Genomic DNA, 24887 nt, shown 5'->3' with positions numbered 1-24887 from the left:
ATCCGAACTTTACTATGATGAGGGCAATATATAGTATAAATCTATAGTTTCATTATAGGATATTACAAATGATAGCGTTTTCATATTATTTCAAAAAAACAATTCGGTAAATAGTAGAAAAAGATTCGGAATCCCGAATCTTTTTCACTACTATTCAATTATTAAACAAGAACTTTCATTACGTTACGTACAGATTCTACAGAGCGATCTAACGCTTCTTTTTCATCTGCAAGAAGTTCTAATTCAATAATTTTTTCAATTCCGTTACCACCTAGAATTACTGGTACCCCTAAGTAAAGGTCACTATAACCATACTCACCTTCAAGGTACGCAATAGCTGGTAATACACGGCGTTGATCTTTTAAGATTGCTTCTGTCATTTCAACTAAAGAAGCTGCTGGTGCGTAATATGCACTACCGTTTCCTAATAAGCCTACAATCTCACCGCCACCTTTACGTGTACGTTCTACGATTGCTTCTAAACGCTCTTTCGGAATTAACGTTTCTAACGGAATACCGCCTGCATAAGAATAACGCACAAGAGGTACCATGTCGTCACCGTGTCCACCAAGAACAAATCCTGTAATGTCTTTCACAGAAAGATTTAATTCTTGTGCGATGAATGTACGGAAACGAGCTGTATCTAATACGCCCGATTGGCCAATTACACGCTCTTTCGGGAATCCTGCTTCTTTAAATACAGAATATGTCATTGCATCAACTGGATTTGTTAACACAACAATAATTGCATTTGGTGAATGTTTTGCAATGTCGCGCGTAATACTTTTCATAATTTTAGAGTTCGTTGCTACTAAGTCATCACGGCTCATACCAGGCTTACGTGCAATACCTGCTGTAATAACGACAACGTCAGAATCAGCAGTATCTGCGTAATCAGATGTTCCAATAATGTTAGCATCAAAACCTTGTACTGGGCTCGCTTCTAACATATCTAACGCTTTCCCTTTTGTTGGATTTTCCAGTTGTGGAATGTCCACTAATACAACATCTGCAAGTTCTTTTTGTGCTAATAAGAATGCCGTTGTTGCTCCTGTAAATCCTGCACCGATGACTGAAACTTTCTTGCGTTTGATTGTCATAATTTACCCCCCGTTTTAATTATGCGTTTTTGATTATCGCTACATCCATGTTTTTAATAAGCTCATTAGCAAACTCAGAACACTTCACTTCTGTTGCGCCTTCCATTAGGCGAGCGAAGTCATATGTTACTACTTTTGATGCAATTGTTTTCTCAACTGAATCTGTTACTAATTTCGCTGCTTCATTCCATCCTAAGTGTTCTAATAATAATACACCTGAAAGAAGAACTGAAGATGGGTTTACTTTATCTAAACCTGCATATTTTGGAGCTGTACCGTGTGTAGCTTCAAAGATAGCATGTCCAGTCACATAGTTAATGTTTGCACCAGGTGCAATACCAATTCCACCTACTTGTGCAGCAAGTGCATCAGAGATATAGTCACCATTTAAGTTCATTGTTGCAACAACATCGAACTCACGTGGACGAGTTAAAATTTGTTGTAAGAAGATGTCTGCAATAGAATCTTTTACGATGATTTTTCCAGCCACTTCAGCGTCTGCCATCGCTTTATTTGCTGCATCTTTACCATCTTTTTCAACAATGCGATCATATTCAGCCCAAGTAAATACTTTGTCGCCGAATTCTTGTTCCGCTACTTCGTAACCCCAGTTTTTGAAAGCACCTTCTGTAAATTTCATAATGTTTCCTTTATGAACTAATGTAACAGAAGAGCGTTTTTCATTAATTGCATATTGAATTGCAGCACGAACAAGACGCTTTGTCCCTTCTTCTGAGATTGGTTTAATACCAATACCAGATGTTTCTGGGAAGCGGATTTTATTAACACCCATTGCTTCTTTTAAGAAAGCAAGAACTTTTTCTGCTTCTGGAGATCCTTGTGCATATTCAATTCCAGCATAAATGTCTTCTGTATTTTCACGGAAAATAACCATATCAGTATCTTCCGGACGTTTTACAGGTGAAGGAACACCTTCAAAATAACGAACTGGACGTAGACATACATATAAATCTAATTCTTGACGAAGTGCTACGTTTAGAGAACGAATACCACCGCCAACTGGAGTTGTAAGTGGACCTTTAATTGCGATTAAATATTCGCGAATTAAATTTAAAGTTTCTTCTGGTAACCACTCGCCTGTTTGGTTGAATGCTTTTTCCCCTGCAAGCACTTCTTTCCAAACGATTTTCTTCTCACCATCATAAGCTTTTTCAACTGCTGCTTCTATTACGCGAGATGCAGCTGCCCAAATATCAGGACCAATTCCATCTCCTTCAATAAATGGAATAATCGGATTGTTTGGTACATTCATAACACCATTAGTTACAGTAATTTTTTCACCTGTCGTCAATGTGATAACCCCCATGTTTGAAATTTCATATGTATGAAACTGAGGGAATAACCCCTCAGTTCAAACCGTTAGTCAAATTAAAATATTCTAATCATTACATCTTTCCGAAAAAATCAGACTTTTGAAAGCGTATTTTCACTATCGAAATAGTGTTTTTTGCTTATCTTTGTGCGATTGGAACATACACTTGATGCGTTGGTCCATTATAATCAGCACGTGGACGGATTAAACGGTTATTTTCATATTGTTCTAGAATATGAGCTAACCAGCCTGACATACGGCTAATTGCAAAAATAGGTGTAAATAAGTCATGGTCAATTCCTAAACAATGGTATACAGAAGCTGAATAGAAATCGACATTTGGTGGAAGACCTTTTTCTTTTGTTACAATGTCTTCAATTTTGATAGACATATTATACCATTTGTCTTCTCCTAAAAGCACGCATAATCTCTTAGACATTTCACGTAAGTGTTTTGCACGTGGATCACCCTGCTCATACACACGGTGGCCAAAGCCCATGATTTTCACTTTATTTTGAAGAGCATTATGAATATATGACTCTACATTTTCTTCTTCGCCAATTTCAGTTAACATCTTCATTACATTTTCATTTGCCCCACCGTGAAGAGGACCTTTTAATGCACCGATTGCTGCTGTAATACCAGAATATACATCTGACAGTGTAGCTACGCAAACACGTGCAGTAAATGTAGAAGCGTTTAACTCATGATCTGCATGAAGTACAAGCGCCTTATCAAAAGCTTCAATTTCAACTTCATTTGGCTCGCGATCATTTAACATGTACAAGAAATTTGCAGCTAATGATAAATCCTTTCTTGGCTCAACAATATCTAAACCTTTACGGATTCTCGCGTAAGCAGCAACTAAAGTTCCCACTTGAGCCTGTAATTTAACCGCTTTCAAATAATTAGACTTTTCATCCATAATTTCAGCGCTCTCATCGTATAATGATAGCATGGAAATTGCAGTTCGTAAAACAGACATCGGATGTGCAATTTTTAAATCTACTTGTTTCAAATATGTTAAAATCTCACCTGGAACTTTATAGTATTCAGATACAATTTCATTAAATTCCGCTAGTTCTTTTTCATTAGGAAGCTTGCGGTGCCATAATAAGTACACTACTTCTTCAAACGTAGCATTCTCAGCTAAATCATCAATATTATACCCAACATAAGTTAATGTATCATCAATAATAGAGCTCACAGATGATGTTGTTGCTACTACCCCTTCTAAACCTCGAATAACAGTCATGACATTCTCTCCTTTTCCTGAAAATTCTCCCAACCTTGCTCCTTATATCTATTTGCTCCCCTTATGAATTATGAACGCCCGTTCACTCTTTAGGCAAGCAAAATGCACGATCATGCAAATTTGTTGCGGTGTTCCCCTCTTATTGTCCATTGTTTACATGGAAAGCATGAGCGTGAATGTCTCCCCGAATCCTCACGCTCAAAACAACAAGTTAGTGAGGAAAATACATTCCGAAGAGTTTTGTGATAAAAACAACATAAAACAATATCATTATAAAATTGTTTTATGTTGTTTTTATTTTATCTGGTGTAAAGTCTCTGCTGTTATGTAACTTTTCAAAGTTTCTAATCCTATTATAAACAATTATCTGACTTTTGTGAACAGAAAGAATTCAAAAATTTTATATTACTATAAAATTCCTTATTTAAACATTTGTATAATACTCATAACCGCATAGGCAATTCCAGCCCCAATTAACGGACCAACAGCAACCCCATTAAATAACGCAACCGCTATAATTGTCCCAAAAACAAGCGCAGTTGTAATATGAGGATCCGTTGTCAACAATTGTACGCCGCCTTTCGCTAACAAAGCGACCGCTACACCTGAAGCTAAAGCAATCCACGCATAATACGATTTCGCCGCTTCTCCAAGTTGTTTAAAACCTATTTCCCCCGTCGCAATCGGTACGAGCACCGCTATTGTAATGACCGTTACACCTAGGTTAATTCCTTTCGTTTGTAAATAAGGAAAGACCTTATCTCCTAAAAACGTAAACTTCAATAGAAATAACACACCAATAGCTACAGTAAGCGATTGGTTTTTAGCAATAAGTCCTATAATAAGTAGTATGAATAAAAATAACGTTGACTGACTAATCATGTTTGCACTTCCTTTCTGAAAATAATGAACTCATTTCCAAACAAAAATACCTTTAAACCTATCGTTATACATGCTATATCGATGCCTATTCAACATGAATCTGAGACTTTCACCATCAAAATTTAAGCATGTATACATTTTAAAAACGGGCGTCTCTTCTTTCTTTTCTAATTAGAAACAGGTAAAATAAAAAGAAGAGAAAATGAAGTTTTTACCATATAGTAGAAGCATCAACACCAAGCTTTCACAGTCACTCACATACTGAAAAAGCAGGAAAAATCCATCATTCCACTATAACATAAAGTGAAACTTTAATCAGTGGGGCACACTCGTTATAAGTTGAACGAATTAGGATAATCCAAATTGGAATGGGAGGTATACATCTTTGAACCGAAACTTACTATATATGATATTGCGACTCATATTTGTCATTGTAGCAACGGTAGCTGGGTTCTATGTATTACTATACATGTCAGGGCTTATCTATCCTTTTATTATCGCTTTTGCATTTGCTTATTTGATTAATCCTGTCGTCAATTTCCTTAATCAAAAACTACAATTTCCTCGCGCACTAGCAGTACTCGTTAGCTTAATTCTCGTATTTGGAGCTATCGTCGGACTTGTTACATATCTTGTGACTGAAGCAATATCTGCCACAACATACTTACTACAACTTGTTACAGTAAAGTTTCCAGATATCGTTACATTCGCTCAGCAATTTGCACTTAATCATATTATGCCTCTCTACGATGATTTAATCTCTAAATTTAATCATCTTGGAGAACCACAGCGCTATACAATTACACAAAACATCCAAAACTTAGGAACAGAAGCAACAACACAAATGAAAGAACTTTTAACCGCCATTATAAGCGGGTTAACGAATTTCATTAGTGCACTGCCAACAACGTTAACTGTCCTTGTATTCATTTTATTAGCCACTTTCTTCATTAGTTACGATTGGCACCGTCTTGCTCAGAAAGCAAGAAATTTGCTACCGAATCGTGTACATGGATACGGAAAAACTATTTTTGTCGATTTAAGAAAAGCTTTGTTTGGTTTTGTGAAAGCACAACTTACACTCGTATCTATGACAACCGTCATTGTACTAATCGGACTTTTAATATTACGCGTACCATACGCCATTACTATTGCGATTATTACAGGAGTTGTAGATTTACTACCCTATTTAGGAACAGGCGCGGTCTTCGTTCCGTGGGTTATATACGTATTTTTCACTGGCGATACCGGATTCGCCATTGGCCTTCTCATTTTATACATCGTCGTGATTGTCCAAAGACAAATTATGGAGCCGAAAGTACTTTCATCTAACATCGGTCTCGATCCATTAGCAACACTCGTCGCTCTATTTGTCGGCTTTAAGCTTTTTGGCTTTTTAGGATTAATCATCGGTCCAGTCACCTTAGTACTACTTAATACATTACACAAAGCTAATGTCTTCCATGACTTGTGGAAATATATTAAAGGTTCACCTTCAAAATAACAGTTTCTAATTCATACAAAAAATCAAGCTATAATCAGTGGGAAATTCCCACTGATTATTCCTTTTACCTATTTCCCACACTACTCACACGCAACAAGAGAATTACCCAGAAACAGGATAATCCTCTTGTTTTTTTGCATAAAAAAACACATATTCTAGCTAAAAATACATTTTTATTCTATTTTACCTATAATTATTACTTACATTTATTACTTTTTATGTAAATGAATAAATATACAAAATAGCATAAAATAGGGCTTCAACTAACAATCCCCACCTTTTATATTAATTCTTTACACCAATCGCTCCTTTATATACGAAAGCAAAACTTTAATTTGGCTGCATTTCACACCATCTTATTCATCCAAATTAATAGCACTAAAAATCACACGTTTAATCGAAGCACAACAAGAGTTCAAACGAAAATTATATAGCAAATATAATAAGCGGACGTTTCGTTTATCCCCCCACATCAAACACTTACGAGCATCCCAGCTTTGAGATAGAAATTCCACACCCCACAAATAACGCGGTAAAACAAAGCTTCAATCAGAAAGTTCCTCCCCTCTTACAAGACAAAAAAATAGCACTTAGATCGTTATAATCTAAGCGCTACTTCTGAATGATAATAGTAGAGTTCTTTCTAAACTTCCATTCCATCCACTTCATAACAAGCGGCTTCAATAAAGCTCTCGTAATAGGGATCACGCAGATAAACCCTAGCACATCTGTCACATAACCAGGAAGCACTAAGAGAATACCTCCTACAAATACAAAAATACCATCTAGTACTGCCTCACCTGGCATTTCCCCTCTATTCAACTTAGATTGAATCTCTCCAAGCACTTTAAATCCTTGTCTTTTCGCCAAATACACACCTACTACACCTGTAAATACTATCATAGCGAACGTAGACCATAAACCTATTACATGACTTGATCCGATTAAGACCGTAATCTCAATCGCCGGTATTAAAATAAACAAGAATAGTAACCACTTCATAGTTCTACACCTCTCTCACAACTCACTTTTAACGCCCTCACAAAGCCTATATACATCATATGAAATATAATACCCTTTCATATTAAAACCCATAACAAACAGCTTTTAAAAGCAATTCTAGGCGTTTTAAGCTAATTCTATCTCGTTTTTGTGTAAAAAAAAAGAGAAGGACTCCGATCCTTCTCTCCGTATTACTTATAGCACTTCCGCATGTCCATTATAAACAATTCCGCGTGCTGCATCAACTGTTACTTCTTGGCCATTTTTTAAAGTTGCTGTTACGCCGTTTACACCAACGATAACAGGAATACCGATTGATACGCCTACAACAGCTGCATGGCTTGTTAAGCCACCTTCTTCTACAACTAAAGCAGCAGCTTTTTCGATTGCAGGAATCATATCTTTATCAGTGCTTGTTGTAACAAGGATATCACCTTCGTTTACGTTCGCTACAGCTTCAGCAGCTGTTTTTGCTACAACTACTTTACCTTTTGCAGCTTTACGACCGATCCCTTGTCCTTTAGCAACTTCTTCACCAACAACGTGGATTTTCATTAAGTTTGTTGTACCAGTTTCAGCAACTGGAACACCAGCAGTAATTACTACAGTATCTCCAAGGCCGATTAGACCTGCATCCATACCTGTTTGAATTGCTGTATCTAACATTTCGTCAGTTGAAGCTGCGCGCTTCTCAGCCATAAATGCTTGTACACCCCAAACTAGTGCAAGACGACGTCCTACTTGCTCGTCAGATGTTACAGCTACGATTGGAGATTTTGGACGGTATTTAGAGATCATTTTCGCAGTATGTCCACTTTCTGTTGGAGCTACGATTGCAGCTACATCAAGAGCAAGTGCTGTATGCGCAACAGATTGGCTAATTGCATCTGTAATTGTTGGAGTGAACTCTTTAATACGTTTTTTGAACATATCTTCGTATTGTAATGATTTTTCAACACGTACTGCAATGTTAGCCATCATTGTTACTGCTTCTACCGGATATTGACCAGCAGCTGTTTCACCTGAAAGCATGATTGCATCTGTACCATCGAAGATTGCGTTAGCTACGTCACTTGCTTCCGCACGAGTTGGACGTGGGTTACGTTGCATAGAGTCTAACATTTGTGTCGCAGTAATAACTGGTTTACCTAACACGTTACATTTTTTGATTAGACGTTTTTGTACTAATGGTACTTCTTCTGGTGGAATTTCTACACCCATATCACCACGAGCTACCATTAAACCGTCAGAAACTTCTAAGATTGAATCGATGTTGTCGATACCTTCTTGGTTTTCGATTTTCGGTACGATTTGGATGTATTGAGCGCCATGCTCTTCTAATAATTCACGGATTTCTAATACGTCAGACGCTTTACGTACGAATGAAGCTGCGATGAAATCAACTTTTTGCTCGATACCGAAGATGATATCTTTTACGTCTTTTTCAGTGATACCAGGAAGCTTAATGCTTACGTTTGGTACGTTAACACCTTTTTTATTTTTTACAGTTCCGCTGTTAAGAACTTTTGTACGGATGTTTCCATCAGCTTTTTCGATTACTTCTAGTTCGATAAGACCGTCATCGATTAGAATGCGAGAACCTGGGTCTACATCGTCATAAAGACCAGCATAAGATACAGAGAACTTCTCTGCAGTACCTAATACTTGCTCAGTAGAAAGAACTACTTCTGCACCTGTTACAAGCTCAGCTTGTCCGTCTACGAAGTCGTGAGTACGGATTTCTGGACCTTTTGTATCAAGTAAGATACCAACTGTTTTACCAGTTTTCTTTGAAGCTTCACGAATGTTTTTAATACGAGCTCCGTGCTCTTCATGGCTACCATGAGAGAAGTTTAAACGAGCAACGTTCATACCTGCTTCGATTAATTGCTCTAATTTTTCAATACTTTCACTAGCAGGACCTATAGTACATACAATTTTAGTTTTACGCATATTGCACCTCCGAAAATTATGAAACCGTTCCCAAATATCTGACATTACGCCGATTAGATGGATAATTCTTTAGATAATTGATACATATCTTTATCGATTGTATGCTTTTGAGCTAACGCTTCGATAATATCATGATCAACAAGTTTGTTATCTTGAATACCTACACAACGTCCACCTCTACCAGCAATTAATAATTCAACTGCTCTTGCGCCAAGACGACTTGCTAATACACGGTCTTGTGCACTTGGTGATCCACCACGTTGTACGTGACCTAATACAGTTACACGAGTATCAAAGTTTGTTGCTTCTTCAATGTGCTTACCGATGTCAATTGCACTTCCAACACCTTCAGCTACAACGATAATACTGTGTTTTTTACCACGTTCACTACCACGCTTCAGACGAGCGATAACATCATCCATGTCATACTCTTCTTCTGGAATTAAGATTGTTTCTGCACCATCAGCTAAACCAGCCCATAATGCGATATCACCAGCGTGACGTCCCATTACTTCGATAACATATGTACGTTCATGAGATGTAGCTGTGTCACGGATTTTATCAATTGCATCAATAACAGTGTTTAAAGCTGTATCGAAACCAATTGTGAAGTCTGTTCCAGGAATATCATTGTCGATTGTACCTGGTACACCAACACATGGGAATCCTTGTTCAGTTAATTTTTTAGCGCCTTGGTAAGAACCATCTCCACCAATAACAACAAGTCCTTCGATACCATGTTTCTTTAATTGCTCGATACCTTTTAGTCGTACTTCTGGGTCTTTAAACTCAGGACATCTTGCTGTATATAATTTCGTACCACCGCGGTGGATAATATCGCCAACAGAACCAAGTTCTAATTTTTCAATGTGACCAGAAATTAATCCAGCGTATCCATGGTAAATACCATATACTTCAATATCATGGAAAATCGCTTTACGAACAACTGCACGAATGGCAGCATTCATACCAGGTGAATCTCCACCACTTGTTAATACACCAATACGTTTCATTTGTACTCACCTCATAAAGATTATTTGCCTTATAATAAAATAACACGAAAAAATATAAAAACACAATGGAGAAGATGTGTCTTTTCATAATAAAAACGTGCATTCGCGAAGAGGAACGCACGCTTTTCTTATTTTATCCCAATGGAAGCGTTTGAAAACGAAACTTGCCCAATTTTCATATATTTTTCATAACGTTTTTCGATTAATTCATCTTTCGAAATTCCGTTTAATTGTTCAAAAGTTTTTCTAATCATTAAGTCTATATTTTCTGACTGTTTCAAAATATTACGGTGAGCTCCACCTTTTGTCTCTGGAATAATTTCATCAATTACACCTAATTCTTTCAAATCTGCTGCTGTAATTTTCATTGCCTCTGCAGCTTCCTTTGCTTTTCCTGCATCTTTCCAAAGAATTGCCGCTGCACCCTCTGGTGTAATAACAGAATAAGTGGAATTTTCTAGCATATGAATGTAATCTCCTACTCCAAGACCTAGCGCACCACCACTACCGCCTTCACCGATAACGATACAAATAACTGGTACCGTTAAACCTGCCATCTCAAATAGGTTGCGGGCAATAGCTTCACTTTGTCCACGTTCTTCAGCTGCTTTACCAGGATAAGCTCCCTTCGTATCGATGAAACAAATAATAGGACGATTAAACTTTTCCGCTTGTTTCATGAGACGCAGTGCTTTTCGATATCCTTCTGGATGAGGCATTCCAAAGTTACGGCGAATATTTTCTTTCGTATCTTTTCCGCGCTGATGCCCAATTACAGTTACAGGCATCCCTTTATATTTCGCAATGCCGCCGACAATCGCTGCATCATCGCCAAATAGACGATCTCCATGACATTCGAAAAAATCAGTAAATAAGTGCTCAATATAATCGAGCGTTGTCGGTCGTTCTGCATGACGAGCAATTTGAACACGGTCCCATACTTTTAGATTGCCGTATATATCTTCCTCTAAATTTTCTAGCTTTTCTTCCAAAATACGAATCTCCTCACTGAAGTCCATCTGACTGTTTTTCGTATAGTCTTTCAGTTCACGAATCTTATTTCTTAGCTCAACAACTGGTTTTTCAAATTCTAGCTCTGCCATACAGCCATTTCCCCTCCTTGATGAACTTCTAAAATCTTGCGAAGCGATTCTCTCATATCATCACGATGCACCACCGCATCTAATTGACCATGATCTAGTAAGAATTCTGCCGTTTGGAAATCTTCCGGTAGTTTCTCACGCACCGTTTGTTCAATTACACGTCTACCAGCAAATCCGATAAGTGCACCTGGTTCTGCAAGATTATAATCACCAAGTGAAGCGAAACTCGCTGAAACCCCGCCCGTCGTTGGGTGAGTCATAACAGAAATAAATAACCCTCCTGCATTACTATGCTTTTTCAAAGCTACGCTTGTTTTTGCCATTTGCATTAAACTTAATATCCCTTCTTGCATACGGGCACCACCCGAAGCAGTAAAGATAATAAATGGAACTTGTAAGTCGTACGCCTTTTCAACCGCACGGGCGATTTTTTCTCCTACTACAGAGCCCATGCTCCCCATTCGAAAACGAGAATCCATTACTGCAACAACAACAAGCATGTCATCAATTGTTCCTTCACCAGTTACAACCGCTTCGTTCAATTCAGTCTTCTTACGATCGCTCTCTAGTTTCTCTTCATAACCTGGAAACTCGAGTGGATTTAATGAAACCATTTCTTTGTCATACTCACGGAATGACCCTTCGTCCAATATACTATCAAGACGTTCCCATGCATTCATAGGATGATGATATCCACAATTCACACATACTTTTAAATTTTTTAGAAGTTCTTTCGTATACATGATTTTTTTACATTCCGGACATTTTGTCATAACGCCATCTGGCACATCTTTTCGTACTTGTTCTGAAGGTATTGCAGCGTACTTTTTCTTTTTCACGAATAAATCTCTTAGCACAATTTGACCCCCTTCGTTGAGAGCTAAGGTTAGCGTAAGAAGAAAATGGGGCTAACACCAAAGTTTGATGTTAGCCTTATCTTCTCAATCTGTCTAATAACCTCACTCTTTACGTTTAACTTTAACCGCTACGCGGTAGAATGTTTGTCATAACGTGTCATGGTCATTTCGACAAATTTTATACATTACGAGTGAAACTGTATATTCTCTACTAATTCATCGTAAATTTTTAGTGCATCATTTTCTTGTTTTTCTTCCAAAGTAGCATAAAGCTTTCTATACATATCGATAGAATCTCTTGAAACTTTACAAGAAAGAGTTGCTACGTAATCATTTACGATCATCCAAATGCGATATAGTAAATAATTATCAACTTGTTCAATAAGTGTTTTAAAGAACGTTTGATGAAGCGTTGGGATTGAGCTTTCATTTTCTTCAAGTACTTGGTGTAATCTACTTAGTACTTTAGAAAACGTTTCTTTCGGTAAATTACATACAATTCGAATCATATCTTTCTCAAGCAATCGTTTTGTTTGTAATAAATCACGAATCGTTTTCTCATCTTGCAGTAAGAACGGAGCAATTAATTGTACAAGACCGTTATCATAAAAGTTTCGAATAAACGTCCCTTCACCACGTCTCGTTTCAATCAATCCTACCAGTTCTAAAGCACGCAATGCTTCTCTTACAGAGGAACGTCCTACGTTTAAGCGTGAACTTAACTCACGCTCAGACGGCAAACGATCCCCCGCTACCAATCCATCCTCTTCCATAATGGAACGGATTTTTTTTACAATTTCGAGATATACTTTTGTATTTGATGATGTCAATGGAAATTCCTCGCTTATTCTTTACCAATCAGCGCTAATTGTTTTGTTTTTTCAGCGATCTCATTTGGATCTACTTGACGGCGAGCTACTCCTGTCTCCATTGCTGCTTTTGCAACGTAAGCCGCTACTTGAGGCGCTACACGCGCGTCAAATGGTGCTGGAATGATATAGTCTGCATTTAACTCATCTTCTGCTACAAGCTCAGCAATAGCCTGTACAGCTGCCATCTTCATTTCTTCGTTAATTTGTGTCGCATGTACGTCAAGTGCACCGCGGAAAATACCAGGGAACGCCAGTACATTATTTACTTGGTTCGGGAAGTCAGAACGACCTGTTCCAACCACAGCTGCGCCCGCTGCTTTTGCCAATTCTGGCATAATTTCTGGAACTGGATTTGCCATTGCAAAAATAATCGCATTGTCATTCATTGTACGAACCATCTCTTCTGTTAATGCACCTTCTGCAGATACACCAATAAATACGTCCGCACCTTGTACAACATCAGCTAAAGAACCTTCTATACGATTCTTATTTGTATATTTTGCAACTTCATCCTTCACCGGATTCATACCTGTAGGACGACCATCATAGATTGCCCCTTTACGGTCACACATAATAATGTCGCGTACACCATAGCGATATAAAAGTTTAATAATTGCAATACCTGCTGCACCTGCGCCATTTGCGACAACTTTAATGTCAGACATTTTCTTTCCAACTAATTTCAGTGCATTTACAAGACCTGCTACTGTTACGATAGCTGTTCCGTGTTGATCATCATGGAAGATAGGAATATTTGTTTCTTTTTTCAAACGCTCTTCAATAATGAAGCAGTTTGGTGCTGCGATATCTTCTAAGTTAACGCCGCCAAAAGTTGGCTCCATTAATTTTACAGTTTCAACAATTTTATCTACATCGTTTGTATTTAAGGCAATCGGGAATGCATCTACACCAGCAAAGCTCTTGAATAATACAGCTTTACCTTCCATTACTGGAAGAGATGCTTCAGGTCCAATGTTACCAAGACCAAGTACAGCCGTTCCGTCTGTCACAACTGCTACCATATTTCCCTTCATCGTATATTCATATACCTTACTTTTATCGTCATAAATTTCTTTACAAGGTTCTGCAACCCCTGGAGAATATGCAAGACTTAAATCTTTTGCATTTTCTACTTTTACTTTTGATACAGTTTCTAATTTTCCTTGATGCACTTTATGCATGTGAAGTGCTTCTTCACGAAGTGTTGACAAACTATCCACTCTCCTCAAATTATTCTTGCTGATATCAATTTCTCCAAGTGGTCTGACCACGAACACTACTACTATAATAATCGAAGTGTAGGGAAATTGTCCATTATATTTTCACAACTACATTTTCTTCCCCGACAATTTCACGAAGTGCTCCTAAACATTCTTCACTTGGATGAATCGATAAACTCCGAGATAATTGTACCATTTTATGTTCCTTTTCATAATAAATTAGTACTTTCGCAAAACCTGAATAGTCGAACAATATTTTCGTAACCTGATTTAAAAGCTTTTTCTCATACTGAGACGGCAATTTCACGTAAACAGATGCGTCTTTCTTTTCTTCATAAACATCCATTTCCTCTAGCGGATATAGCCCATTTACAATCCATTGCAGCTTATGATTTCTTAGCTCAATCGTACCGTCAACTAAAACAATTGCTCCTTCTTGTAACTTGTCCGAGAAATGTATATACGTTTCCGGGAAGAGGACTGCTTCCATTTCATCATTTTGATCACAGAATGTAATAAATGCCATCTTTTGAAACTTTTTCGTACGAATCACTCTCACACTTGTTATATACACAATAGCTCTTTGTACTTTTTTCTTGTGTCGCATCGCCTGAGCGAGAGATGGAATTTCTAATTCTTTTGCTAACTTTACATACTGCGCTGTCGGATAACTTGATAAATAAAAGCCAAGTGCTTCTTTCTCTTTATTTAGTTGTTCAATAAAAGATAGCTCTTCTCCTTGTACGTATTTTGATTTTGGAACAGCATCTCCTAAATCACGTGCGAGATTCGCGTACTCTAATGCCCCTTTAATACTTTTCCATAAATTCGTTCTCGAAACACCAAAATCATCAAAACATCCCGACCAGACGAAAGCTTCTAAATTGCGCTCCGTTACAAACTTTGACGGCAAACGGAGACAAAATTCAAACAAATCTTCGAACATTTTTTTCTCTCGTTCTTCTAATAATGCCGTCACTGTAGCCATTCCAATATTTCGAATCGAAAGTAAACTGTAACGTATCGCATTCCCCTCTATTTGGAAGTTGTAACCACTTTTTTGAAGAGACGGCGGCAAAACATGAAAACCTTTTCGCTTCGTTTCTCGTATATACTGTACAATTTTATCTTCATTTCCAATTGCACTTGATAATAGTGCCGTCATAAATTCCAGCGTATAGTTCGCTTTTAAGTAGGCAAGTTGATATCCGATCATACTGTAAGCTACAGCGTGACTTCGGTTAAAACCGTAATTCGCAAATCTTACAATTAAATCATAAATTTTCTCAGCAGACGTCTCATCGTAACCATTTTGCAAACAACCTTGGACAAAATGCTTACGTTCCTGATCTAAAATATCACGATTCTTTTTACTCACTGCACGGCGCAGTAAATCTGCTTCACCAAGCGAAAACCCTGCTAACTTCGATGCAATTTGCATAATTTGTTCTTGGTATACAATGACGCCGTATGTTCTTTCTAAAATTGGCTTTAAATCCGGATGTAAATATTCAATTTTTCTTTTTCCATGTTTCGATTCAATAAAGGTCGGTATCTGTTCCATCGGTCCCGGTCTGTATAATGAGTTAACAGCTACGATATCTTCAAACTCATTCGGTTTTAACCCGCGAAGTACATTTCGCATACCACCTGACTCAAGCTGGAATACACCTGTTGTATCCCCTCTCCCTAATAATTGGAACGTCTTTTCATCTTGAAGAGGTAAGTTTCTTATATCGATTTCTTTCCCTGTTTTGTTCGCGATAAATTTTATAATATTTTCAAGTAACGTTAAATTACGTAATCCTAAAAAGTCCATCTTAAGCAACCCAAGTTCTTCTAGCGCATCGGCTGGATATTGCGTAACATAAACATCGTTATGTCCTTCTTGAATTGCTACACTGCCTGTTAGCGGTTCTTGACTCATAATAACGCCAGCCGCATGAATAGACGTATGACGTGGTAAACCTTCTACACGTTTTGCGATTTCAAACACACGCTCATGCAGAAGATTCCCTTGTATAAACTCACGAAGTGATTGTGATTCTTCATATGCATCTTTTAACGTTATACCAAGCTTTGATGGGATAAGTTTTGAAAATATATCAATATCTCGCGGCGGAAGCCCCATTACGCGGGCAATGTCTCTAATTGCCGCTTTTGCTGCAAGCGTACCAAACGTTACAATTTGCGCAACACGGAGCTGACCGTATTTATCTTTCACATAGCGAATCATCTCATCACGTCTTACGTCTGGAAAATCAATATCAATATCGGGAAGCGTCACACGTTCAGGATTTAAAAACCTTTCAAATAATAGATCGTATTCAATCGGATCAATATCTGTAATTTCTAATACGTATGAGACGAGTGAACCAGCTGCCGATCCACGACCTGGTCCTGTTAAAATATGATTTTCATGTGCATACTTCATAAAATCCCATACGATGAGGAAATAATCACTAAATCCCATACGAGAAATAACATTTAATTCATGATTTAAACGCTTTATATGCACTTCTTTCGGCGCACCATATCGTTTCCGTAAACCTTCTTCACAAACACGACGCAAGTATATATCACTCGTTTCATTAGACGAAACAGGAAACTTCGGAAGTTGATTTACATGGAACGGTATTTCTACTTGGCAACGCTCTGCAATTTTCATTGTATTTTGGATTGCTTCCGGCGCATGGGAAAATAGTGCTTCCATTTCAACCGATGACTTTAAATAATATTGATCTGTTTTCAGCCTCGGCCTATCTGGATCAGTCATTTTCGTTCCACTTTCAACAGATAGTAAACATTCGTGAACAAGTGCGTCACTTTGATTGATATAGCGCACATCGTTTGTTGCAACGACTGGAATATTAACCCTACTAATAAATTCAGGTATTTTCTCTTGTAAAAGCAACTCATCTTGAATCGCATGATGCTGCAAACTCATATAAAAATGGCCGAACATATTTTGATATGTGCGAGCTACTTCTTCAGCCTGACTCTCATTGTCTTCTAGTAATAATTGCTCAATTTCGCCATCTTTACCTGGTGAAATAGCAATTAATCCTTTCGCATAATGCGCAAGCCACTTCTTAGGAATACCTTCTTTGGATTTTGTCATAATACTGCTAGAAATCTTTAATAAATTTTGGTAGCCTATTTCATTCTCAGCAAGTAATACAAGTGGATAAGACCTTTCTTCTTCTTCACTAAAAATAGAAGCGGTTAATCCAATAACAGGCTGTATACCATGTTTCTTACATGCTTTATAAAACGGAATAACGCCATACATAACATTTTCATCCGTAATAGCCAGCGATGAAAAACCAAGTTCTTTCGCCCTGACTACAAGCTCATCAATTTTACAAGCACTTTTTAATAAACTAAAAACGGTTTGACATTGTAAATGCACAAACTTCACTGTTGTACCCTCTCTTTACCTATTTGACTACTTTTATTATAGGTGATGAGGAAAGCGGAAATCAAAACATACTTCTTATACTTTGTCCATATATATGAAGAAGAAAGGGGAATGACGATGGATGTAAGAGAACATACTTTTTTCTCTCTGCTTATTATTAGTTATTTTATTGCCTTTGGGGTTATACTTGGCGGTTCATTAATTGGTGGATTTGGTGCGTTTCTTATCGGAAAACCAGCTCTAACTTACATTAATCAATTCGCCCAAAATTTAAGAATTTGGGCACTCGTTGCAGCAATTGGTGGAACATTCGATACCTTTTATAGCTTTGAAAGAAGTTTCTTTGGCGGAGATATGAAAGATATCGTAAAACAAATTCTCCTTATTTTTTTCGCAACTGGTGGTATGCAAACAGGTCTCATTATTATTAAATGGCTAACGCAGGAACATGTATGAGAGTACCAAGTGCCAATACAGCAAAAAGATGGTACTTAGTATTAGCTGGTGCTGCTGTTGGAGGCGTGTTGAGCTGGTTTATTTTTTTGTACATATACGGTGTTTTTCAAGAAGAACAAGCTAGTAAAATAGCAGAACAAAGAGAAATTATAGAAAAACAAGAAGCAAAACTCCACGTCCTTCTCGAAGATCAAGAAAAATTGAACACTGAAAATAAACGGCTCTTAACCATTCAAGAGATTAAAATAAAACTTATCAATCGAGAAAAATACGATTTAGACAATCTTACACTCGAAAATATGACTACATCTATCCATAATGATCTCCAGCATCTTTTAACGAAAAACATTCAAAGTATCGCAAAAAATAAAGACCTACTCAAAAAGGTAATCGAAAACAAAACGTACAAACATTACGATCGACTATACCGTTTTAAAGTCGATACAATATCTTTTGATACAGTGCTTGAAATTAGCATTACTATAGAAAAGGAAAAATAAAGAAGGAGGGCTTTAGCGCCGCTCCTTCTTTTCGTTCTAACATATAGTCCCTTATTTACAAATCTCACGTAAATCAGCAAAAAGACGATCCGCTTCTTCCCAAGAAGATGCCTTGGCACCAGAAGCCATCGGATGTCCTCCGCCGTTATATTGCATTGCCAATTTGTTTATAACTGGTCCTTTTGAACGAAGACGAACACGAATTACGTCGTCTTCCTCTAAAAATAGAACCCACGCCTTTAATCCATCAATATTGCCAAGCGCTCCAACAACACCAGATGCTTCAGAAGGAAGTACATCAAATTCTTCTAATACTTCTTTCGTTAATTTAATGTAAGCTGCTCCTTCTTCTACCATCGTAAAGTTTTGTAAAATATAACCGTTTAAACGAGCAATTTTTTCTTTTGTCTTATACATTTCATTGTATAAATCTGTGAATTTCACACCCATGTCAACAAGCTCACTTACGTAACGAAGTGTTTTTGCTGTCGTATTTGGGAATAAGAAACGACCTGTATCTCCAACAATTCCTGCTAAAATAAGGCGGGCTGCTTCTTTTGTTATTTTTAATCCTTTATCTTTTCCATAGTTATAAAACTCATAAATCATTTCACTTGTCGAACTCGCTGTCGTATCTACCCACGTAATATCTCCATATGGATCTTCATTTGGATGATGATCAATTTTAATTAACATCTTCCCTTTTGTATAGCGTTGATCGTCAACACGTTCTTGATTCGCAGTATCACAAACAATAACAAGCGCATTTTCGTATACACTATCTTCAATATCATCCATTACTCGTAAGTATGCTAACGACGGTTCATTGTACCCAACCGTATAAATATTTTTCTCTGGAAACGATTCTTTTAGAATTGTACCAAGGCCACCCTGTGAACCTAATGCATCTGGATCCGGACGCACGTGGCGATGAATAATAATTGTATCAAACTCTTTAATTGCTCCTAAAATTTGCTCATGCATATGTATAATCTCCTTTTTAATCAACTTCTTCACTTTATCTCTCATTATAACGGAAAGTATTTCATACATGCGAACAATTGCTTTATAATAAAAGTTAGAAAGTTTAGATATTTCTTTTTTCTCCACTATTTTTTCATAAAACGATGGGAGTGTTCATTATGCCAGTATTAGTCTTCTGTATTATCGTCTCATTTATGTTGCATCTCTTCTACAAAACAAAATACTTTCGTACAAACCGCCCAATGGAGAAAGGTTGGCTCTCTGGAAAATCCGCAATGGCACTCGGTTCATTCGTCTTATTCTTCGGGATAAACCAATTCTTTTTAGAACTTTCAACCGCTCGTATTATCGTTGGTATCTTATTCGTTCTATTTGGTAGTGCAAGTGTATTTAATGGATTTCGCCAATACAAACATTTCTTACCATTAGCAGTTAAAGAAGCAGAAGTCTATGAAACAACGTAAAAAAGCATCAAAATTGTGATGCTTTTTTACGTCCTCTAACTTTTAAAATCATATATGCGACAAACGCAGATGGTATATTAAATGGGTTACCTTGTACGTGAAAATGTAATTGTTCTTCTCCAAAAGACATTTTTTCATATAGCTCTCGCTGAGATAATCCTGTCTTTTCCTTTTTTTCATGTAAACCTTGTAAATATAAATATTGGATCGGTATCATTACAAGAAAGTAAAATAGTGCGATACTACCAAAAAAGAGTACGGCTGACGACATAATGTATACCACCTTTCACAAATCCATTTTCTTACAATATAATCATAACACAATATACAACCAAATTAAATTACTATTCTGTCTTTTATTGCGTTACTTTTCCACTCCACCCCATACATATTTCACTAAAACTCTCATCTAAAATCATGCCTTTCAAATTTAAAACAACAAAAAAGATGGAACAAATCAAAACGATTTGTTCCATCTTTTTATTTATCAATTAACTGAACCATAAGTAATGCTTTTCCAACGACATTGCCCTCATGATGCACCTCTACATCAACCTTACCAAATTTACGCCCAATTTCTAATACTTTCGGATGAACGGATACAACATTATCAATTTGAACCGGCTTTACGAAATAAATTGTTAAGTTTTCAACAATTAAATCGCTTTTCTTTTGCGCACGAATGACGCGATTTGTCGCTTCTGTCACAATTGTTGCAAATACACCGTACGATAACGTTCCGATTGAGTTCGTCATTTGCGGCGTCACTGAAAATTGATATAGATGCTCATTTTTCGCTTCTTTTGGCGTCATAAATTGATTCGTTACAATATCATCAATTGTTTCTCCAACTTGTGGCTGACGTTGAATCATTTGCAGTGCCTGAAGTACATCTTGACGGCTAATGATACCTTGCAGTTTATTTCCTTCCTCAACGACAGGAAGTAATTCAATTCCTTCCCACACCATCATACGTGCCGCAGCTGCGACAGACATTTTACCATTCACTGTAATTGGGTGTTTTGTCATTACTTTATCAATTGGTGTTTCTTTCGCTACACCGATCATGTCTTTTGAAGTTACGATTCCTAGCACTTTTTTATTTTCATCGACAATTGGATATCTTCCGTGCATTGTCTCTTCATTATATGCATGCCATTGCTGTACTGTATCATGTGGCTTTAAATATAACGTTTCTTCAATTGGTGTTAAAATATCCTCAACAAGTACAATTTCTTTCTTAATCAGTTGATCATAAATTGCACGGTTAATTAACGTTGCGACCGTAAATGTATCGTAGCTACTTGAAATAATCGGCAGCTTTAATTCGTCTGCTAATTTCTTCACATGATCTTCCGTATCAAATCCACCCGTAATTAATACAGCGGCTCCAGTTTCTAGCGCTAATTGATGTGCATTCGTACGGTTACCAATAATGAGTAAATTCCCAGCTTCTGTATAGCGCATCATCGCTTCTAATTTCATAGCTCCGATTACGAATTTATTTAATGTTTTATGTAGTCCTTCTCTGCCCCCAAGTACTTGACCGTCGACAATGTTAACGACTTCTGCATATGTCAGTTTTTCGATATTTTCTTTCTTCTTTTGTTCAATTCGAATTGTTCCGACACGTTCAATTGTACTAACATACCCTTTATTTTCTGCATCTTTAATTGCACGGTAAGCTGTCCCTTCACTTACACTCAAATCTTTCGCAATTTGTCTTACAGAAATTTTATGGCCTACTGGCAGGCTATTAATATGTTCTAAAATTTGGTTATGCTTGGTAGCCAAATGGTTTCACCATACTTTCTTTTCCCTAAATTCTTCATGTGTTGTACTTTCAGTATACTATATTTTCAAAACTGTTACACTCTCTCTTTGCATACCTGTACTATTTTTTTTATAACAAAATGACTCTTACATTCCACCAGTCATTCTATTACAACAATGTAATGCTATTGTCATCTCATTCGATAGTTCGCCCACTTGATTCCCTATACAATGAAGACAAGAAATAAAACAAAGGAGCGGACACATGATGAAAAAATTTTTAGAGGTTGTAGGTGCTGTATTTTTAGCTTTCGTAGATGGGAAAAAAGTTGCAATGGAATTGAATGAAACACCTGAACAACCACGTACCAAAAGAAAAGAATCACCAAAACAAATACAAGCATTAAAAGCTGTTCTACACACGTAAAAACCCTTCACTTTTCTTTTCAAATGAAGGGTTTCTTTTCTATAGTGTAATACTTTCTCCAGCTTCTAATACTTTCCCTGTACAATTTTGTAGCTTTTCTACAAATTGATATGGATCTTGTTCAATAACTGGGAACGTATTATAATGCATCGGTACAACAGTTTTCGCATTAATCCATTTTGCCGCTAGTACAGCATCTTCTGGTCCCATTGTGAAATTATCACCAATTGGTAAAAATGCTAGATCAACTTTATTTAATTCCCCAATTAACTTCATATCAGAGAATAGTGCAGTATCTCCTGCGTGGTACACTGTTTTCTCTTCTGCTGTAAATAAAATACCTGCTGGCATACCTGTATATGTAATCGTCTTATTTGCTTCATCAATATAACTAGAGCCGTGGAATGCTTGTGTAAACTTCACTTTTCCGAAGTCAAATTCATGTGAACCACCAATATGCATCGGATGTGTATTTACACCTTGCCAACTTAAAAATGTTGCTAGTTCAAATGGCGCTACAACAACTGCATTATTTTTCTTCGCAAGTTCTACTGTATCTCCAACATGATCACCGTGTCCATGCGATAAAAGGATTGCATCCACTTTTACATCTTCAGCTTTTAAATCTGTTTTCGGATTACCTGTTAAAAACGGGTCAATTAAAATAACTTTTCCATTCGCCTCAATTTTCACAACTGAATGCCCATGATAAGATACTTTCATTATTACATTCCTCCCCTATTCACATTCTCACTTTTTATTCTACATGATTTTTCAATTCCCTGTCTTTTCTAACATCTATTTACTTGTCATAACGCTTTCTTCCGAGTTAAAGTTATATTTGTAATTAAATATCTCGGGGGTGCCAATCGATGAATGCTAGATTAGAAAATTTAATGCAATGGCTAAAAGAAAAAAACGTAGAAGCTGCGTTCTTAACTTCTACACCGAACGTCTTCTACATGACGAACTTCCACTGTGAACCGCATGAAAGATTACTTGGTATGTTTGTATTCCAAGAAAAAGAACCTATTTTAATTTGTCCTAAAATGGAAGAAGGTCAAGCACGTAACGCTGGCTGGGCACATGAAATTATCGGATTTACTGATACTGACAGACCATGGGATATGATTGCAAAAGCAATTAAAGACCGTGGCATCAATGCAAATGCAGTTGCAATTGAAAAAGAACATTTAAACGTAGAGCGCTACGAAGAATTAACGAAATTATTCCCAAATGCAGCTTTCGAATCAGCTGAGGAGAAAGTTCGCGAACTTCGTTTAATTAAAGATGAAAAAGAACTTTCTATTTTACGCGAAGCAGCTAAAATGGCGGACTACGCTGTTGAAGTTGGTGTAAATGCAATTAAAGAAAACCGTAGCGAGCTAGAAGTATTAGCAATTATTGAACACGAATTAAAAACAAAAGGCATACATAAGATGTCATTTGATACGATGGTATTAGCGGGTGCAAACTCTGCTCTGCCACACGGTATTCCTGGCGCAAACAAAATGAAGCGCGGTGATTTCGTACTATTTGATTTAGGTGTAATCATTGAAGGTTATTGCTCTGATATTACACGTACAGTAGCATTCGGTGAGATTTCTGAAGAGCAAACTCGCATTTACAACACTGTACTTGCTGGACAACTACAAGCAGTTGAAGCATGTAAACCAGGTGTTACACTTGGCGCAATCGATAACGCTGCTCGTTCTGTTATCGCAGATGCAGGTTACGGAGACTTCTTCCCGCACCGACTTGGTCATGGACTTGGAATTAGCGTACACGAATATCCAGATGTAAAAGCTGGTAACGAGTCTCCATTAAAAGAAGGTATGGTCTTCACAATTGAACCTGGTATTTACGTACCAAACGTAGGTGGCGTTCGTATTGAAGATGACATTTACATTACAAAAGACGGATCAGAAATTTTAACGAAATTCCCGAAAGAATTACAATTTGTAAAATAATAAAAAGGCAGCTTGAATGCTGCCTTTTTTTATTCCTCTACTATTTCAAATTTCTCTACAATCATTCTTGCTGGATAGCTTTCAAGTATTTGAGAAAACCATACTTTTATTTTATCCCCTGTTTTTAACTGTTTATATGCGTCTTTGTCCTTAAAGCTCAAGACTATATGCGATGGATGCTCTTTATTCATTTGTTGTTCTATATAATTTTGCAACTCTACTTTTGTTTCAAACGTTTTATCATCGGCAAAAAATACCGTGTCATTTCTTAATATGATATACCCTTCTTTAGGGACTTCTTTTACCGTTACCTGCTCTACTTGTTTTGTAGTACAAGCTGATAATATGACTAGAAATACACTTAAAAACATAACAATTTTCACATGCCTATTCATTTTTAACTCCTTACTTTAGGCTATTTCAAATTTAACACCATCTTCTCCTCATACTTATCATCCCATTTAATTACAACTTCTATCGGTTCATCTTTAGATAGAGGTGCACAACTTACACAAGAAGATTTTATTTCAACCCTTGCTCCTTTATGAACTTCTGACGTTTGTGTCATTGTACTAAAGGCTCCATTAATAGCAATCTCTAAGTTTTTAAATTCTGTCTTTCCATCCCCACCCTTATATTGAAACGTAAACATTCCATCTTCACTGTCATCCTTAATATGCCCTTTATATTGTCCAGTCCAACTTTTGCTCTCGCTAGAAAAATTAACATACGAAATGGAACAGCTTCCTAAAAAGAAAATACTAATAAAAAAGAATAATGCTCTCTTCATAATGCCCC

The 24887-nt window shown here is 37.0% G+C and carries 24 protein-coding genes; 6 read left to right on the top strand and 18 right to left on the bottom strand.

Features of this window, described 5'->3' with window-relative positions; all coding sequences use genetic code 11:
* Positions 1–161 precede the first annotated feature (161 nt).
* The 4 genes from mdh to AC1Q8L_RS09605 all read right to left on the bottom strand — a co-directional run bounded on the left by mdh (position 162) and on the right by AC1Q8L_RS09605 (position 4570).
* Positions 162–1100 carry a malate dehydrogenase gene (mdh, locus tag AC1Q8L_RS09620; RefSeq protein WP_000153232.1) on the bottom strand — a complete coding sequence of 313 codons (939 nt, stop codon included), beginning with the start codon at positions 1098–1100 and terminating at the stop codon, positions 162–164.
* A 19-nt stretch (positions 1101–1119) separates the two neighbouring features.
* Entirely contained in the window at positions 1120–2412 is a 1293-nt protein-coding gene (icd, locus tag AC1Q8L_RS09615; protein ID WP_000206893.1) for an NADP-dependent isocitrate dehydrogenase, read from the bottom strand.
* Between the two features lie 160 nt (positions 2413–2572).
* Complete coding sequence (gene citZ / locus AC1Q8L_RS09610; protein ID WP_000503651.1) at positions 2573–3721, bottom strand: citrate synthase; 1149 nt, start codon at positions 3719–3721, stop codon at positions 2573–2575.
* Positions 3722–4108: 387 nt separating this feature from the next.
* A complete protein-coding gene (locus AC1Q8L_RS09605; protein WP_000625507.1) occupies positions 4109–4570 on the bottom strand; it encodes a DUF441 domain-containing protein in 462 nt (153 codons plus the stop codon).
* 385 nt (positions 4571–4955) lie between these two features.
* Between AC1Q8L_RS09605 and ytvI the strand changes: the two genes are divergently transcribed.
* A complete protein-coding gene (gene ytvI, locus AC1Q8L_RS09600; protein WP_001081389.1) occupies positions 4956–6074 on the top strand; it encodes a sporulation integral membrane protein YtvI in 1119 nt (372 codons plus the stop codon).
* 612 nt (positions 6075–6686) lie between these two features.
* Here the strand turns inward: ytvI and AC1Q8L_RS09595 are convergent.
* The 8 genes from AC1Q8L_RS09595 to dnaE all read right to left on the bottom strand — a co-directional run bounded on the left by AC1Q8L_RS09595 (position 6687) and on the right by dnaE (position 17515).
* Complete coding sequence (locus tag AC1Q8L_RS09595) at positions 6687–7076, bottom strand: FxsA family protein (protein ID WP_000871631.1); 390 nt, start codon at positions 7074–7076, stop codon at positions 6687–6689.
* Positions 7077–7271: 195 nt separating this feature from the next.
* Positions 7272–9029: a pyruvate kinase gene (gene pyk, locus AC1Q8L_RS09590; protein ID WP_001232667.1), complete on the bottom strand. Its 1758-nt coding sequence runs from the start codon at positions 9027–9029 to the stop codon at positions 7272–7274.
* A 53-nt stretch (positions 9030–9082) separates the two neighbouring features.
* A complete protein-coding gene (gene pfkA / locus AC1Q8L_RS09585) occupies positions 9083–10042 on the bottom strand; it encodes a 6-phosphofructokinase (RefSeq protein WP_000821158.1) in 960 nt (319 codons plus the stop codon).
* Between the two features lie 128 nt (positions 10043–10170).
* Positions 10171–11145, bottom strand: coding sequence for an acetyl-CoA carboxylase carboxyl transferase subunit alpha (gene accA, locus AC1Q8L_RS09580; RefSeq protein ID WP_061660088.1), 975 nt, complete (start codon positions 11143–11145; stop codon positions 10171–10173).
* Entirely contained in the window at positions 11133–12002 is an 870-nt protein-coding gene (gene accD / locus AC1Q8L_RS09575; RefSeq protein WP_000942856.1) for an acetyl-CoA carboxylase, carboxyltransferase subunit beta, read from the bottom strand. The genes accA and accD overlap by 13 nt, the downstream gene beginning before the upstream one ends.
* A 185-nt stretch (positions 12003–12187) precedes the next feature.
* Entirely contained in the window at positions 12188–12832 is a 645-nt protein-coding gene (locus AC1Q8L_RS09570; RefSeq protein ID WP_000204444.1) for a FadR/GntR family transcriptional regulator, read from the bottom strand.
* A 14-nt stretch (positions 12833–12846) separates the two neighbouring features.
* Positions 12847–14055: an NADP-dependent malic enzyme gene (gene ystJ, locus AC1Q8L_RS09565; RefSeq protein ID WP_161114790.1), complete on the bottom strand. Its 1209-nt coding sequence runs from the start codon at positions 14053–14055 to the stop codon at positions 12847–12849.
* Between the two features lie 133 nt (positions 14056–14188).
* Positions 14189–17515 carry a DNA polymerase III subunit alpha gene (gene dnaE, locus AC1Q8L_RS09560; protein WP_000673718.1) on the bottom strand — a complete coding sequence of 1109 codons (3327 nt, stop codon included), beginning with the start codon at positions 17513–17515 and terminating at the stop codon, positions 14189–14191.
* A 42-nt stretch (positions 17516–17557) separates the two neighbouring features.
* On the opposite strand from dnaE, the gene AC1Q8L_RS09555 reads away from it, so the two are divergent.
* Positions 17558–17971, top strand: a complete 414-nt coding sequence (locus tag AC1Q8L_RS09555) for a YtrH family sporulation protein (protein WP_002005839.1) — start codon at positions 17558–17560, stop codon at positions 17969–17971.
* Positions 17968–18471, top strand: a complete 504-nt coding sequence (ytrI, locus tag AC1Q8L_RS09550; RefSeq protein ID WP_001265736.1) for a sporulation membrane protein YtrI — start codon at positions 17968–17970, stop codon at positions 18469–18471. Before AC1Q8L_RS09555 ends, ytrI begins: the two co-directional genes overlap by 4 nt.
* A 51-nt stretch (positions 18472–18522) precedes the next feature.
* Here the strand turns inward: ytrI and AC1Q8L_RS09545 are convergent, their stop codons facing one another.
* Positions 18523–19455, bottom strand: a complete 933-nt coding sequence (locus AC1Q8L_RS09545; protein WP_000545129.1) for a DHH family phosphoesterase — start codon at positions 19453–19455, stop codon at positions 18523–18525.
* Positions 19456–19613: 158 nt separating this feature from the next.
* Between AC1Q8L_RS09545 and AC1Q8L_RS09540 the strand changes: the two genes are divergently transcribed.
* The gene (locus AC1Q8L_RS09540) at positions 19614–19919 is read left to right on the top strand and encodes a YtpI family protein (RefSeq protein WP_001144756.1); all 306 of its coding nucleotides are present in this window, start codon (positions 19614–19616) and stop codon (positions 19917–19919) included.
* Between the two features lie 7 nt (positions 19920–19926).
* Here the strand turns inward: AC1Q8L_RS09540 and AC1Q8L_RS09535 are convergent, their stop codons facing one another.
* Together AC1Q8L_RS09535 and AC1Q8L_RS09530 are read right to left on the bottom strand one after the other, a co-directional pair.
* The gene (locus tag AC1Q8L_RS09535; RefSeq protein WP_000093046.1) at positions 19927–20190 is read right to left on the bottom strand and encodes a DUF3949 domain-containing protein; all 264 of its coding nucleotides are present in this window, start codon (positions 20188–20190) and stop codon (positions 19927–19929) included.
* Positions 20191–20399: 209 nt separating this feature from the next.
* Positions 20400–21713, bottom strand: coding sequence for a CBS domain-containing protein (locus tag AC1Q8L_RS09530; protein ID WP_000201579.1), 1314 nt, complete (start codon positions 21711–21713; stop codon positions 20400–20402).
* A 244-nt stretch (positions 21714–21957) separates the two neighbouring features.
* On the opposite strand from AC1Q8L_RS09530, the gene AC1Q8L_RS09525 reads away from it, so the two are divergent.
* Positions 21958–22119: a hypothetical protein gene (locus tag AC1Q8L_RS09525; RefSeq protein ID WP_000976017.1), complete on the top strand. Its 162-nt coding sequence runs from the start codon at positions 21958–21960 to the stop codon at positions 22117–22119.
* Positions 22120–22158: 39 nt separating this feature from the next.
* On the opposite strand, the gene AC1Q8L_RS09520 is transcribed toward AC1Q8L_RS09525, so the two are convergent.
* On the bottom strand, positions 22159–22842 hold the full coding sequence (locus AC1Q8L_RS09520; protein ID WP_000868922.1) for a metal-dependent hydrolase: 684 nt from the start codon (positions 22840–22842) through the stop codon (positions 22159–22161).
* Positions 22843–22991: 149 nt separating this feature from the next.
* On the opposite strand from AC1Q8L_RS09520, the gene pepQ reads away from it, so the two are divergent.
* Positions 22992–24089 carry a Xaa-Pro dipeptidase gene (gene pepQ / locus AC1Q8L_RS09515; protein WP_492339430.1) on the top strand — a complete coding sequence of 366 codons (1098 nt, stop codon included), beginning with the start codon at positions 22992–22994 and terminating at the stop codon, positions 24087–24089.
* Between the two features lie 29 nt (positions 24090–24118).
* On the opposite strand, the gene AC1Q8L_RS09510 is transcribed toward pepQ, so the two are convergent.
* Positions 24119–24484, bottom strand: a complete 366-nt coding sequence (locus tag AC1Q8L_RS09510) for a DUF3221 domain-containing protein (RefSeq protein ID WP_001079430.1) — start codon at positions 24482–24484, stop codon at positions 24119–24121.
* 20 nt (positions 24485–24504) lie between these two features.
* Complete coding sequence (locus tag AC1Q8L_RS09505) at positions 24505–24879, bottom strand: hypothetical protein (RefSeq protein WP_000816700.1); 375 nt, start codon at positions 24877–24879, stop codon at positions 24505–24507.
* Positions 24880–24887 lie beyond the last annotated feature (8 nt).

This window comes from Bacillus sp. GW823-FHT06A11 (assembly GCF_058795355.1).
The sequence above is the reverse complement of the archived record's forward strand: the minus strand, read 5'-3'. Positions and strand labels throughout refer to the sequence as shown.